General features: G+C 34.1%; 13 protein-coding genes, 3 tRNA genes and 1 pseudogene. 6 read left to right on the forward strand and 11 right to left on the reverse strand.

Features of this window, described 5'->3' with window-relative positions; translation table 11 throughout:
• Positions 1–42: 42 nt before the first annotated feature.
• Positions 43–888 carry a rhodanese-related sulfurtransferase gene (locus AAGE00_RS00595; protein ID WP_341815275.1) on the forward strand — a complete coding sequence of 282 codons (846 nt, stop codon included), beginning with the start codon at positions 43–45 and terminating at the stop codon, positions 886–888.
• Here the strand turns inward: AAGE00_RS00595 and AAGE00_RS00600 are convergent.
• The 6 genes from AAGE00_RS00600 to AAGE00_RS00625 form a co-directional block, all read right to left on the reverse strand.
• Positions 885–1265: a hypothetical protein gene (locus tag AAGE00_RS00600; RefSeq protein WP_096097218.1), complete on the reverse strand. Its 381-nt coding sequence runs from the start codon at positions 1263–1265 to the stop codon at positions 885–887. The genes AAGE00_RS00595 and AAGE00_RS00600 overlap by 4 nt on opposite strands.
• 584 nt (positions 1266–1849) lie before the next feature.
• Positions 1850–2152 (reverse strand): type II toxin-antitoxin system RelE family toxin, encoded by a 303-nt coding sequence (locus tag AAGE00_RS00605; RefSeq protein WP_264376629.1) that lies wholly within the window; start codon positions 2150–2152, stop codon positions 1850–1852.
• Complete coding sequence (locus AAGE00_RS00610; RefSeq protein WP_007302130.1) at positions 2115–2324, reverse strand: DUF6290 family protein; 210 nt, start codon at positions 2322–2324, stop codon at positions 2115–2117. Before AAGE00_RS00610 ends, AAGE00_RS00605 begins: the two co-directional genes overlap by 38 nt.
• A 354-nt stretch (positions 2325–2678) precedes the next feature.
• Positions 2679–2765: transfer RNA gene (locus AAGE00_RS00615), tRNA-Ser, on the reverse strand.
• Positions 2766–2796: 31 nt separating this feature from the next.
• A complete protein-coding gene (locus AAGE00_RS00620) occupies positions 2797–3594 on the reverse strand; it encodes a DUF2163 domain-containing protein (RefSeq protein ID WP_213863801.1) in 798 nt (265 codons plus the stop codon).
• A 384-nt stretch (positions 3595–3978) separates the two neighbouring features.
• A complete protein-coding gene (locus AAGE00_RS00625) occupies positions 3979–6018 on the reverse strand; it encodes a porin (protein ID WP_213863800.1) in 2040 nt (679 codons plus the stop codon).
• Positions 6019–6349: 331 nt separating this feature from the next.
• Here AAGE00_RS00625 and AAGE00_RS00630 point away from each other — a divergent pair, with 331 nt between their 5' ends.
• Positions 6350–7663, forward strand: coding sequence for a lipase family protein (locus AAGE00_RS00630; RefSeq protein ID WP_007302125.1), 1314 nt, complete (start codon positions 6350–6352; stop codon positions 7661–7663).
• A gap of 42 nt (positions 7664–7705) precedes the next feature.
• On the opposite strand, the gene AAGE00_RS00635 is transcribed toward AAGE00_RS00630, so the two are convergent.
• The 4 genes from AAGE00_RS00635 to AAGE00_RS00650 form a co-directional block, all read right to left on the reverse strand.
• Positions 7706–8533: a 3'-5' exonuclease gene (locus tag AAGE00_RS00635; protein WP_019236725.1), complete on the reverse strand. Its 828-nt coding sequence runs from the start codon at positions 8531–8533 to the stop codon at positions 7706–7708.
• Entirely contained in the window at positions 8526–9410 is an 885-nt protein-coding gene (era, locus tag AAGE00_RS00640; protein WP_213863799.1) for a GTPase Era, read from the reverse strand. The genes AAGE00_RS00635 and era overlap by 8 nt, the downstream gene beginning before the upstream one ends.
• A 44-nt stretch (positions 9411–9454) precedes the next feature.
• A complete protein-coding gene (locus AAGE00_RS00645; protein WP_019236723.1) occupies positions 9455–9904 on the reverse strand; it encodes a hypothetical protein in 450 nt (149 codons plus the stop codon).
• Positions 9905–10006: 102 nt separating this feature from the next.
• Positions 10007–10079, reverse strand: a tRNA-Gly gene (locus AAGE00_RS00650).
• Positions 10080–10238: 159 nt separating this feature from the next.
• Between AAGE00_RS00650 and AAGE00_RS00655 the strand changes: the two genes are divergently transcribed.
• From AAGE00_RS00655 to AAGE00_RS00665, 3 genes are all read left to right on the forward strand, one after another.
• Positions 10239–10859 carry a ribonuclease D gene (locus AAGE00_RS00655; protein WP_213863798.1) on the forward strand — a complete coding sequence of 207 codons (621 nt, stop codon included), beginning with the start codon at positions 10239–10241 and terminating at the stop codon, positions 10857–10859.
• 79 nt (positions 10860–10938) lie between these two features.
• Positions 10939–11265 carry a thioredoxin gene (gene trxA / locus AAGE00_RS00660; RefSeq protein WP_007302120.1) on the forward strand — a complete coding sequence of 109 codons (327 nt, stop codon included), beginning with the start codon at positions 10939–10941 and terminating at the stop codon, positions 11263–11265.
• Positions 11266–11304: 39 nt separating this feature from the next.
• A tRNA-Ile gene (locus AAGE00_RS00665) sits at positions 11305–11381 on the forward strand.
• Positions 11382–12234: 853 nt separating this feature from the next.
• On the opposite strand, the gene AAGE00_RS00670 is transcribed toward AAGE00_RS00665, so the two are convergent.
• Positions 12235–13356, reverse strand: a complete 1122-nt coding sequence (locus tag AAGE00_RS00670; RefSeq protein WP_213863797.1) for an alpha/beta hydrolase — start codon at positions 13354–13356, stop codon at positions 12235–12237.
• A 180-nt stretch (positions 13357–13536) separates the two neighbouring features.
• Here AAGE00_RS00670 and AAGE00_RS00675 point away from each other — a divergent pair.
• Positions 13537–13722 (forward strand): annotated as a pseudogene (locus tag AAGE00_RS00675) (pyrroloquinoline quinone biosynthesis protein PqqC); the annotation flags it as partial.
• Between the last annotated feature and the right edge of the window lie 21 nt (positions 13723–13743).

The raw sequence follows: 13743 nt of genomic DNA on the forward strand, positions 1-13743 counted from the left end.
TAATTTTATATATTATGTTTTAAATCGATAAACTAATTAATTATGAGTTTTGTCATTGCAACTTTCTATCATTTTGTAAAACTCTCTAATTATTATGACATGAAAGATGAAATAAAAGTTGCATGCGACAATGTCGAATTAAAGGGTACTATACTCCTTGCAGAAGAGGGTATTAATGCAACCGTATCTGGTGAAAGAAACGCGATTGATAAAATATTCGATTTTCTACGTTCTGATTATAGACTAAGGGACCTTACATGGAAAGAGAGTGCAGCAGAATATCAACCATTTAGTAAGATGAAAGTGAGATTAAAAAGAGAAATTGTGAATCTTGGTGTAAGTAATCTCGATACTTCCGTTAGAGGTCAGTACATTGATCCAGATTATTGGGATGATTTTATCTCTCAACCTGATGTTTTAGTGATAGACACACGAAATGATTACGAAGTAAAACTAGGCAAGTTTAAAAATGCAATCAATCCACATACTCAGCGTTTTCGAGATTTTCCTCAGTGGGCAGAGTCTTTCTCTGAGAGTAAAGATCTGAAAGTGGCTATGTACTGCACTGGTGGAATCAGATGCGAGAAATCTACAGCATATATGAAAAGCCTTGGATTTAACAATGTTTATCACCTTAAAGGCGGTATTCTTTCCTACCTTGAAAAAACTCACAACAAAAGTGGTAATTGGGAAGGCGAGTGTTTTGTTTTTGATGATAGAATTGCTGTTGATCACTCACTCGCCCCAAGTGATAAAATAAAATGCATATTCTGCTCAAGTAAAGTTTCAACTGATGAGCTGAAATCAGTTCCACGTGGCCAGGTAGTTTGCTCTGATTGTAAATCTTTAAGTATTGAAAGAAAGCTAGAATTCAATACGAACCTCTAAGAAAATCTGCTTATTGCACACTTACTAACCTCAATTTTATCAAGACATTTACCTACGACATAGCCCGCTCCAGCTCCAAGTAACGCACCAACTATAGCAAATGCAATCAACACTACACCAGAACCGCCAATAAGAGCTAAAGTTTCTTGCCATAAACAACATGCTGCAACTAGACCAGCAGCTAAACCAATTCCTGCACCTCTGCACCTAAGTTTCATGTTATTAACACTAGTATAATGACTTCCAAAACCAAATTCTTTGATATCTTTTCTTTTTTCTATAAAATTGATAAGCTCCTGTATTTCTTTGTTATTTGTGTTGCTACGCAAATCATATAAATTTATAACGCCATCCTTTACATATTTTTCAAAATTCATTTTATTTTTCCATACTATTAGAATATATTTTTATTACACTTAATGTCTTAATAGTTGGTAAATTCCCATATAAGAATAAGTAGATAATCTTACCACTATAGGTGGGACTAAAGCGCGATAAGATTAAATTCCTGAAAAATGTTGGTAAGAAGAGCTTTTCCAAAAACAATAAAGTTAAGAGTTGAAGAGATAGTAAAAGAGCGACTTACAGTTAATCCAATTGATTTTGGTGAATCGTTTTGTTACAAACTCAAAGGATACAGAAGACTGAGAACTGGCGATTATCGTATCATGTAAATGCTGCAAAGTATGAAGTGTTTCAATAAAACACAGAAAAGACATTTATGAATCCTAGATTAATATCCTTCCAGTATTAACTTACTGTAACCTTTCCGGTTGATCCACTGCGATTCTTTGCAACGTTTATCTCTAATCCGTTATTAGCATCGATTTTATAGTCTGTAGAATAGTAAAATTATAGGGGTATAGTCAAAAAATGAGTTATTTTTGAGCTGAGCAAAGCCACCTAAGGTGAAGAGGAAAGAGGTCTGTATAATGAAATATACAATGCTTATAGGAAGGTTCTAACTTTTATAGATGTATTCTCTATGCTCTATTGCAGTAATTATTACTGTACGTTCTAATTTACTTATCCTATAAACCAAACGATAATCACCAGATCGTATTCTACGATGTCCTTTGAACTCACCGAGCAAGGGATCTCCTGCCTTCTCAGGAGAAAGTGTAAGACGCTCTTTTACGATTTCTTTTACCCTTGACCATATTGTCTTTGGAAGATTTGGAATGTCTTTGTGAACTACATTTTCCTCATAGCAGATTAAATACTTATCACCAGTTGATGTCTTCATGCCTGATGAATTTTGCATTTCGAGTGTCACGTTGAATAGCAAGTTTGGCTATTGCCATATCTTCTTCATTTTCAATTGCTTCTTGTATAAACTGCTCTGCTAGCTCTTGAGCTGATTGATTCTTTACTTTAGCTAAACGAGTAAGGTTTTTTAAAACTTTTTCACTAATGTTAATACTTGAATCAGCCATAAGTTTTACCGAAATCTACTGCATAATTATACAACATTTTCCTAAAATTTTCAATAAAGAATTGTATTGACGGATTATGGTAGATTGAGTATATACTAGTATTAGATTTTAGGGAGAAATGACACAGACGTATTGCAAGACATCATTAGGAATAAGGAAGGTATGCTGGCTACTGGATGTATTTCTATGATAACAACTACTCTTCATCATCAAAAATCAAGAAGGCTCTGCAACTTGATAACTCTATTCTTTTATTGACGTAGATGACTCTGAAAAATTGCGGAGCTGAAGTGCTATGGTTATTACGGTTTAAGAACAAAACGGAAAATCCTATGTTACACTAGAAATAATGTGCGGAAAAGGGGGGATTCGAACCCCCGACATATTTTCATATGTGCACGCTTTCCAAGCGTGTGCTTTAGACCGCTCAGCCACCTTTCCATACTTATTCATAATATTAAAAATTATGCTGCTAAACAACTGGTATATATGGTTCGCCACGGAAATTCACAGTATTGTTAAACTTGTTTTTGCACGTTAAAAACGCTTTATCACAACCTGCAAGTATCGAATATTTATCTCCGGTAGAAATTTGATATGGAGGAGAAGCAAATAATGTAACTACTTTATTTTTGTATTCTTTAACTACAACTTCAAATGTTGCTGAACTAAAGAATTTTACCACTCCGTGCTTATAATATCCATCACTTTCGATTAAATTAGTGTCTTCAAATCTTCTTTCATCTATCACTTTAGTAATTGTGCTCATTCTACTAAACTTTTTAGCATCAGCTTTACATCTATCATCGCAAAATTGTGCCCTGCATACAGGAGAATATAGCTCTGTTATGCTTCTCTCAAGCTTTGTCGCAAGACCTCTAATTTCAGCGATAAACCTCCCACTATTTAATGTTACTTTACCAAAAGTTCCTGCATGCAAATTCATAATTCCCTGACTCAAATCTTTATAATTCACAAGAAATATTTCAATATTTGCAAAGTCATACCTTCCTGATAAAACATCTTTTTCTTTAATATCAGCACTATTTAATATTCCTTCAATTTCTAAATTATCAGTTCTCAAATCGCTATTTAATATTATACTGCTGGCTATAAAACCGCTTGAAGATTTATAGAATACATTATTGAGATTTAAATCTTCATCATAGTCAGTAAATCCCATTACTTCTCCACTTACAAGTGTTAATTTCCAGCAAGTAGCGATGGTAAGTAATTCTCCAGTTAAATGGTTTTTTAGTTTGGTTTGCATACTGCTTAATTGATTGAATTTGAAAACGTTCGATAGGTAAGGGATTATATCCATTATCTGAGTAGCCATAGGGTGTCATGCCAGCGCCCAGACTATTGGCATCCAGTTAAATTTACGAGTATAAAAGTAATGTTAAAATACAACGTTTCTGATGATGATGGAAAAATGGATCCCAGTGTCAAGCACTGGGATGACACCATTTACTATGCAAATTGCCACAATTTTCGTACAGCTGTGACTGGGATGACATTACTTATTGTGTGAATAAAATAAATACTCGTAGAGTTTATTACGCACTGGCTTATGTTTATTTGATCGATGAGTAAATGCTAACAGATAAGATACACACCACATTCAAGTTGTGGTGTGTATTACTAGAACAAATTAGAAAGAAAACTTCACACCAGTGAGGAGAAGAATTCCTTTGTTGGAAGGTACATCAGCATTATTTTTATCTTTCAGCGCACCTTTTTCATCAGTCATAAAATAATGTAAGGCTGCATAAGGAACAAATTTGCTCTTATTGCAAGAAGATAGATCATACTGAACACCAAGTGCAACATCATGAAGCATATCTTTATCACTCATTCTGCTACCAAAGTATGTCACGCTTGTGTAGATGTTATCATATTGATAACCAGCACCTGCAGTCCAATACATGGTATTGTTATCATTAAATTGCTTTAAGCCATTTTTTCTAGCAATATCAGTAGTCTCTTTATATTCTTTTGAAGCAAGGTCGAGTTCCTTGATACTCTTAGGTTGACCAGATTTGCCTAAATATGCAAAAGAAGCAGCGAATTTTACACTTTGATCTTCATCAATCTTATAATCAGCGCTTGCACCCAAATTAATGCCTGCCAGATTATTGTATTCTATGAACTCATTATAAAGGTGCTTATCTTTACTCGGTTGCTTTGAAAACCCATATTCACCAACTACGGAAGTTTTAACTTTTACATTATGTTTACTAAAGTCATATTCATATGATGCACCAGCGCTTACTATATGCTCGTAATCTGGTCCAACATGTCTTAACGTTTCCTTATGCTTTACCTCATCTTGCTTTTGAGCATTTTTAGAAAGAACTGAATCTATTTCTTTTACAACGGATAAACCACTATCATAGCGAGGTGAGTAGCTAAGACCAAATCTTGCACCCATATAATTTGGTGAGTAGTAAGCAGCTCTAAACGGCAATGTGGTCATAACGTCTTTGTTGTATTTTCCTGCCATACGGAAGGAGAGTTTTTCGCTCTCGCTCGAGAAGCTTTCAGTGTAAAGACGTGGTGTTACGTAAAATGGGAAGTTTGCAGCACTTCCTTCTAAGTTTACTTTTCTAAACCAGTCACTATCTGCAGCTCCATCAACAGTTGCAATTCTTGTTGCATCAAGTCTCATCAGAGACTCAGGACCAAACTGATAACCAAGTTTCAGATCACCATATTTTGAATTCAAAAACACATGTGCACTTCTACCTCTTGCAGCATTCACGCCTTGTGAAGCTCCTTTACCTTCAGTAACTGGAACATGGAATTGTACATCGGCACCATAACGAAGACCAATATCCTCATTTTTATTTTCAGCTCTTAAGTGCAATATTGCATCTGAAATCATGCCCATGTTTTCACTGTAATCACCAATATTCCCTATCCCTTTAGGAAATATTGGATTTGCTCCTTTTATACTATCTGGAGTATTGTTAAAATAATCTGTAGATTTACCTGGCATAACATTATAATGGTTATAGCCACTTAGCCCATGGTTACCATAACCTTGAGAATCAACAACGCCACCGAAAGTTATTCTTAAACCATCCCCTTGATTGGTATTGATAATATCAACCCCACCAACTGAAACAACAGGACTTGCCTTACCTTTTTCCTCTGTATTGCTGTTAACAACTTTTACATCCTTTTTTATATCTTTAGCTTCAATTTTAGCATTCTTAGTTTTAGAACCCTTAATTTTTGACTTTTCTACATTAGAATTTTTAGTGCTTAGAGCTTTCGCCTTTGAATCCTCTATAAGCTTTGCTTTTTTCTCTTTTGCTAGCCTAATTTCATCTTTTTTCTTTTGTTTTGCTACTAATTTTAACTCTTCTTTTTTCTTCTTTTGTTCAGCTGCTAATTTTAACTCCTCTTTTTTCTTCTGCTCAGCTGCTAATCTTAGTTCTTCTTTTTTCTTAAGCTCCTCGGCTTTTTTTCTTGGATCAGCATTACATATCCTGTCCATTTTTTCTTTTAGTTTCTTATTTGACGTCTTCATCACTTCCATCTTTCCAGAAGTTTTGATTGACTCGTTACTCTCTTGCTTTTTTACTTCCTTCATACTCTCGTCAGAAAAGTCAGCAGCAAAGCCACTGAAAGAACATAAAGTCAATAGAGAAGCTAGAGCAGTTCTAGTATAAATAGATTTTTTCATGAAGTGCCCCCAAAAAATTTTAAAATCATAACATAAATAGTATAAAGGTGTTGAAAATCCAACTTAAAGCAACCTTATAGCGAAAATAAAGGTAAAATGCAATACTTTAAAAGCAACTTTCTTAATACGCTCAACGTGTATATTAACCAAAATTTAGTACAGAGGTTTGCTTGTTAGTGTATTATAACTCTATACTTATTCTATGGAAGTAAAATTTACTCAAAGTAAAAGCATAAAAAGATTAAATTATTAATATAAATTGTTGACAATAATATTAATTTGTATTATAGTTGGTAGATTATTGTTTTATTTTTGATAGATTGGGGTACTTATGGATTTTAGTTTTTTACGCAATTGGTTTAGCACTACAGGTGCTGCTACAGGCTCAGAGCCAGGTAATACTGAACAGCCAGACTCTATTTCAGTAGATGATGGCAAATACGAGATGAAAGAATATGACGATGAATTTGAGATCATTGAAGATTATGAATTTATAAATCGTGCTGATCCAAATGAGCCATGTTCTTTACCTTCTGACTATAAAATAGATGAAAGTATTGTAAAAATTGCAGGATTTGATAGAGAGAAATTATTAGAAATGGGTAATTTCTGCAAGATAAGCTATGGCGATGATGATGGTAAATTAAGTAAAAAAAGATGTAACAACCTAGCTCAAAGAGTATACAAAACTGAATTTGAAATTGTAGAAGATTTTGAAATTGTTCCATCTACTGAAAAAATGTATAAAACTAGAGCTGAACTCATCAGCGAAGGTTATGAAATTATTCCATTTGGTAATAGCTTTGAAAAAGATGCTGGTCACGTTTTTATAAAAGGTAAAGAAATAACAATAGCCTACCATGGTACTCGTCTGAGCCAGAGTTTTAATGATGGAATTACTGATATAAATGTACTTTTTGCTACTTCGGAATTTTTACCTGAAGGTGGAAGAATTCATTGTGGTTTCTATAATTCATTTATGGATTCATGGCCTAATCTGTATGGCATTTTGAAATCTCATGCTGAAAAACAGGGATCAGAAATCAAGGATTTTAAAATTAATCTCACAGGTCACAGTATGGGAGGAGCTATTGCTAAGATAGCTGCTTTATGCCTCAATAAAACAGAAGGAGCTGAAGATGTTCATGTTGCAACTTTTGGTGATCCACGAGTTTTTGATCTTACTGCTAGTGAATTTTATAATGATGTTCTTCAAGAAAAAACCATTAGAGTAACTCAACATAGACAAGACCCAGTACCAGCGGTATCACCTGGTATTTGTGGTTATGCTCATGTAGGTGCACAATTGAGAATATCAGTACCTGAAGGATATTTTGTTCATCAAATAGATGGTTATCATGAAGCCATTAAAATAATGGATGAAAAAGATTTCCGATCGAACAATAACGTTTCTCTCTTTTATTACCCTTCGAGAATATTAAGTCGAATTAACTGTGCAGTTTTAGGTAATGCTCAATATTATGCTGCTAATTTAGGTAATTATATTCTTGGTGGACAAAATTTTTTCGAGAAAGTAAAAAAGGAATACCAAGATAAAAACTTAGAAAATTTTTCTAAGCTTGAACAAGCAGAAGTTAAGCAAAGGGCACATCAAAATGTCTTTTCTACTACAAGGAGTTTATAACTACTATACAGAGCAATCATTAGATTGCTCTGTAGCATCTATTCATTTAAATTCAATATAAAAATTTTCACCAGAAGTTATTTTCCATTCTTCTTTAAATTTCTTTAGGTGTTCTTTTTTTTCGCATTCTAAAAGCAGTTCTTCTATGCTCTTATTATAGCTTTCTGTAGTAATTCTTCCTTGATGATGCATAAACCTCAAATAAATCAAATAAGTGTTAATCACATCTGTTTCACAATAATCGCGAATCTCTTGTATTTTGCCACTATCATATAAGTCCATAACTTGTGAACCATCAACTCCAATCTTACCGGGAAGATTAAATGCTGCGCAAACTTCGTTCATCTTCATTCTTGCAGAAGCTCCAAAATCAGAGAGAGATTCAAGCAAATCACAATGCCAATCACTACTGTACCTCTGATTGTAACTATTCCACTTATCGCCAGCTTTGTGAAAATATTCTGCTTGAATGCCATGAACCATAGCACGGTACTTCAGTACCGGTATATCAAAAGTGCGTCCATTGAACGAAACTAGTCTTGGCTTTTTCTCTGATATGTAGTTAAAAAATCCCTTTACTAGCTCTTTTTCATTGGAGTTTACTGTGCCTCCAGATCTTATTTCTTGTAGTGTGAACATTTCATAACCGCTCTGGCGTGTTATATTACAAAGTAAAAAACTAATGACTACAACAAGGTGGAAGGGCTGACGCAGAAAAGAGTTTTGCCCGTTTGTTATTTCAAGATGATATTTTGTTAATGCGTTCCTCTTTTCTTCTACACTGCTATCATCACTAATATTTAGTAAATTCTTGCAGGAATTTACATCTGGTATAGTTTCAATATCAAATACCAACAAAGAATTAAGCATTACTTATATATTCCTCAGGGCGATCAGTCCAAGGTCGCACTTTTACGAACAAAAAGAGATGAACTTTACACTCAAATAACTTTTCCAATTCTGTACGTGCCTCGATATTAATTTTTTTTATGCTACTGCCGTCTTTTCCTAGCACTATTTTCTTATGATTATCTTTCAATACAAATATGATCTGTTTTATGACTAAACTCTTATCTTTTTTTTCCTCAAATTGTTCAGTTATAACAGCTGTAGAGTATGGCAATTCTTCACGTAGGTTCAAGAATAACTTTTCTCTCGTAATTTCCGCTGATAAAAAATCAGCTGAGGAATCAGTTATTTGATCTTTTTCATAAAACCAAGGGCCTATCGGTGCAATTTCAGACAAGTAACTAGTCAGATCAGAAAGTCCATCATTCTTCAGTGCCGAGATCGTAAAAATTTTTTCAAACTTATAAAGCAAATTTAGGTGCTCATGTGCCATCTTGAGCTCTGATTTCTTTACTAAATCAGTTTTATTGATAACCAAAATGCATCTGCCTTTTGTGCGCTCCAGTCGTGCAAATATCGTTTTTATTCTTTCTATATTTTTTAGGTAATTGTTTACATCAACAAGCAACAAAGTAATGTCACTATCCTTAACTGCTCCCCATGCAGATTTGACTAAAGCTTTTTCAAGATTTGTTTCTGCTGAAAACACTCCTGGAGAGTCAGTAAAAACAATTTGCGCATTGTTGCATATAGCAACACCCCTTACCTGCGTCCTTGTTGTCTGCACTTTAGGTGTGACAATTGCAATTTTCTTGCCTACGATGCTGTTAATTAGCGTTGACTTTCCAGCATTTGGCAAACCAGCTATCGTTACAAATAAGCATTTTTGTTCTTCCACAAAGGAAATTATAAAGAAAACTAAATGCTAACGTCAATTGATTATTATATAGCTTTCTCTTCCCCTTTTGAAGAAAAACGCTCAACTATAGGTGATATAATATAATCATTCACTTTTTCAGCTATTGGTTCAATAACACAAACTGTTACAAATACCCCTGCGATTACTGCTATGGGTGCTATCACCGCACCTGCTAAAGCTGCCGATCCCATTCCAAGCATTGCACCAGGGAAAACAGCAGTTGCAGCTGCAGCAAGACCAACTCCAATTGCAGTACCTACAGAACAAGAACAAGCAGTCCGAAAAAAGACTTCTTTGGAGAGTCTTCCATTAGAGATTATCCGACATGCAAGTAAGGCTGCCGGAACCGCAGCAATAATTCCACCCATCACCAAAGGTGACAGAGCTGTAAAACTGAGCGCTAAGCCTGTAAGTGCTCCTATTGGTATATCTGTACCTAAGATAAATAACATTGGTTTAGTCTTGTTGTCCATATAATCCTCCTAAATAATAATTTTCTAAAAAGCTTTTAGCTACTTTTAGTATAGCTGAACTAGTTGAATAGGGGAAGGAAATTTTTTATGTTAAAATTAAAGAGCGGGAGAAGGGGTTCGAACCCTCGACCTCAACCTTGGCAAGGTTGCGCTCTACCAACTGAGCTACTCCCGCAGTTAAATTCTGCTTAGGTTCTACTTCTAATTATAGGTACATATTACAATTTGTAAACCCTACATGCATGAAAATCATGAGAGCCAATTTTCTATGATCTTTTCGTATACTTAAAACTCATTTTTGATTATTATATGTGTCATAAAATATATTAAATTTATGAGAATATTTGTACATAAAGATGACTTGCCAGCTAGTGCAATACCGAGAGATGTAAAATCTATAGCTGTTGATACAGAGGCAATGGGGCTACTGCATAGCAGAGATAGATTATGCCTTGTTCAGCTCTCTTTCAATGATGGCAACGCTCACTTAGTTCAATTCAAAAACGATTATACAGCTCCAAATTTGAGAAAAATATTAGAGGATAAAAATATAACCAAAATATTTCACTTTGCGCGATTTGATGTGAGTATAATACATTACTACCTTCAAACTTGGTCACTGCCTTGCTATTGCACGAAAATAGCCTCACGTTTAGTTCGCACCTACACAGATAATCATAGCTTAAAAGAGTTGTGCTTAGAACTACTTGATATAAAATTAAATAAGCAACAACAATCTTCTGATTGGGGAAATGAAAATTTAACAGACAAGCAAAAAAGTTATGCTGCATCTGATGTTTTATATCTCCATAAAATAAAGGAAAAGCTAGATTTAATGCTAGAACGTGAAAATAGAAAAGAATTAGCCGAAAAGTGCTTTGAATTTCTTCCTACTCGTATTGAGCTAGATTCAATGGGTTGGGGGAGTGTAGATATCTTTAATCATCATATGTAATCACTTCACTTGAATCCAGAAAAATTTAGTTGATCAGCTGTTAATTGATACGCTATATTTATAAAAATTTAGGTATTTTATGAGTGATGATATTAAAGCGGTAAATGATCAAAATTTCGAATCTGAAGTTGCTAACCACAAAGGATTTGTGCTGGTAGATTTTTGGGCAGAATGGTGTGGACCATGCAAAAGTCTGATGCCACGTATCGAGCAATTGGCTGAGGATAGAAAAGGCAAGATCAAGATCTGCAAGTTCGACATAGATGGAGAAACTGAGGTGCCAAGTAAGTATGGAGTTCAATCTATACCTACTTTAATCATATTTCAAGATGGTAAGGAAATTGCACGCAAAATTGGCGCAATAAATGATTTACACAGTTGGGTTGATAGTGAAATAAGCGAGTAGACAAATTTCCTTTTGCGTGTATTATAGGTGTTGATAAAAGGGATTGTAGCTCAGTCGGTTAGAGCAGTTCGCTCATAACGAATTGGTCGTAGGTTCGAGTCCTACCAATCCCACCACTATTGATACAATTGCAAGGCCTACTCTCTTAGATAAGCTTTTTGCCTTATTAAAGTACTTGGTTGTTAGTGTTTGAAAACTCCATGATATTAGATTTCTTGCATAACTGGAATTCAAAAGTTCCAGCGCGGTTTTCTTATTCGATCTCAGCTGGGATGACGCCTGGTTATGAAAGAAATCTATTGTCAAAAAAAATTACTTCCGCGTATTTTGAATCTGATTATAATGACAATTAGAGATATTTTAAGAGCTCAAATTTGTCTGCAGACTTTCAATTAACTTTTCAATAAAAAACGTAGCGTATCTTCTTCAGCGTATGTGGGTGCACACACATACTTAATTTCTGCCGTATGTGCGCTACCAAGTCTTTTTATACAGGAGGATTTTATGTCCAGAATTCCAGATATTTGACCTTTACCTTAGCTAATAACAGGCGCCTGTGGTTTTTATAAAGAAAGTGTAGGAAATAACCAAAAACTGTTTCCAGGCATAAATTTGTCATGTATACCTAAAAAGTAATGATATTAACATAATGTTCATATTTGTATGCTAATATTAGAATTATTTGAATTGGAGAATATTATGGAACAATAAGCATCAAACAAAGAGAAAGGGATTAATTTTAGACAGAATCAATGTAGGCAGAAATGCTATATCCACACAAAAAAATGGACAGATCCTGACTGCCTAAACAAATGCCTTGATAAGTACAGTTCTGAAGTTTTTAAACCTTATTCACAAGTTAGTGAGAAATTAGCAGCTAGTGAAAACAATCTCTATGATGAAAGCACAAAATTATCACTTATGGCAGATACTCTAGATGCAATGTTTTTTTAATCACAAAAGAAACACTTATTTCAATATTTGCGGGGATGTTAGCTTTTGAGGTATACTCTGACTTATTGAATAATTCTTTAAATTGGTAAAATACTGTTTCTTTTCCTCTATTTCTTTTTCACTATTCTTTCCACATATCGCTTCTGTTTTTATCTCTTGATTGAGCGAGCCCTTCTTTTCAAAATAATTATCTGTGGATTCTAAAAAGAGTGAAATTAACTCAGGAAGAGTGTATTTATGTTCACTTGATGAGCACAATTCTGTAATCGGAGAAAAGTGAATATCATCTGCCTTAATAGGTAGTAACGATAGAAACTTATTCCAGCATTTTCTCATTACTCCAACTTCAGGTTCAAGATTTTTTATTTTAGCTAAATTAGTATTCTCCATGAAAAACTCTTTGTATTGCTCAAAACCTTCAAAAGTTTCTTTTTTCTGATAATTTTTTTTCCTATGACTTTTTTCTATGTCGGCAATTTTAGTACCTATGTTTGCCTGCTTACTAATAAAGCCATCGTTCTCTAAGTTAAAACAAATTGTGTATGGAGTAATGTCGTTTACTATTGTGTGTGGCTTAAAGTGCCAACCAAAGCATTTGAGTATGAATTTTATTATAGGAGGAAATAGCCATTTAGGTTTTGATATGTGTAGTAATTTCACTACAAGTTTTTTGAATGAGCTAAAGGATTTATTGATAATGCATCTTAAATGAATATTGTCATCTTTTTTAAACTTTTTATAAACCTCCGCAGCTATTGGTCCTCCAGCACAGCTTCCATACAGTACTATATTGTCTGGGTGAATGCCTTGCTTTAGAAGATCTGAAATGACTCCAATTCCTGCATTTACTCGATTTCGACCGTTTAAAGAATGGCCTTTGCTTTTTCCAGAACCAGGAAAATTAATAAGGTGAACATCCATACCTGCTTTAGCTGCCCAATTCCATTCACTTTTGTCTTCATTTGGCTCTTTTTCAAAAGTATATGTAAGCCCTGGAAAGTAAACTATATGCTTTTTCTTTCTGCTATCTGCACTGCTCTTCGAGTTTGACATCACTATCTTTTGAATTCGCATTCCATTTTGAACTTCTACGAACTCTTCCCTAATTTTTATTGTATTTTCTTCTGTTACTTTCATTTTGCGTTTTTCACTATATTGATTTAATAATACATGAAATTTTAGAAAAAATCAATTTTACTAAAAAATTAACTTATAGCGTATCTATCTTTATATTTATCGGAATTAAAGTAGTAGTGAGAAATGCCTCTTGACATTTGATAAACCTAAACGTAGCCTAAAACAATTTACTGTTTATTTATGACATTTGTTCAATCACTTAATAATCAATTAGATAGTTTACACTTATTAAAACACCCGTTTTACGAGTCATGGAATGAAGGTAGCTTAAGCCTGCAGGCTCTGCAAACCTACGCTAAGGAATATTATCACCATGTTGCTGCTTTTCCTCGTTATATCAGCGGTATACATTCCTTGTGTCCGAATGGCTTTGTTGCATAGCACTGA

Origin of the sequence: Wolbachia endosymbiont (group B) of Aricia artaxerxes, assembly GCF_964026975.1 — a bacterium.
Taxonomy (GTDB): Bacteria; Pseudomonadota; Alphaproteobacteria; order Rickettsiales; family Anaplasmataceae; genus Wolbachia.

Bases quoted from the DNA above. Each gene is read 5' to 3' on its own strand.
- AAGE00_RS00595 (WP_341815275.1), top strand. From the start codon at position 43: ATGAGTTTTGTCATTGCAACTTTCTATCATTTTGTAAAACTCTCTAAT.
- AAGE00_RS00600 (WP_096097218.1), bottom strand. From the start codon at position 1,265: ATGAATTTTGAAAAATATGTAAAGGATGGCGTTATAAATTTATATGAT.
- AAGE00_RS00605 (WP_264376629.1), bottom strand. From the start codon at position 2,152: ATGCAAAATTCATCAGGCATGAAGACATCAACTGGTGATAAGTATTTA.
- AAGE00_RS00610 (WP_007302130.1), bottom strand. From the start codon at position 2,324: ATGGCTGATTCAAGTATTAACATTAGTGAAAAAGTTTTAAAAAACCTT.
- AAGE00_RS00620 (WP_213863801.1), bottom strand. From the start codon at position 3,594: ATGCAAACCAAACTAAAAAACCATTTAACTGGAGAATTACTTACCATC.
- AAGE00_RS00625 (WP_213863800.1), bottom strand. From the start codon at position 6,018: ATGAAAAAATCTATTTATACTAGAACTGCTCTAGCTTCTCTATTGACT.
- AAGE00_RS00630 (WP_007302125.1), top strand. From the start codon at position 6,350: ATGGATTTTAGTTTTTTACGCAATTGGTTTAGCACTACAGGTGCTGCT.
- AAGE00_RS00635 (WP_019236725.1), bottom strand. From the start codon at position 8,533: ATGCTTAATTCTTTGTTGGTATTTGATATTGAAACTATACCAGATGTA.
- AAGE00_RS00645 (WP_019236723.1), bottom strand. From the start codon at position 9,904: ATGGACAACAAGACTAAACCAATGTTATTTATCTTAGGTACAGATATA.
- AAGE00_RS00655 (WP_213863798.1), top strand. From the start codon at position 10,239: ATGAGAATATTTGTACATAAAGATGACTTGCCAGCTAGTGCAATACCG.
- trxA (WP_007302120.1), top strand. From the start codon at position 10,939: ATGAGTGATGATATTAAAGCGGTAAATGATCAAAATTTCGAATCTGAA.
- AAGE00_RS00670 (WP_213863797.1), bottom strand. From the start codon at position 13,356: ATGAAAGTAACAGAAGAAAATACAATAAAAATTAGGGAAGAGTTCGTA.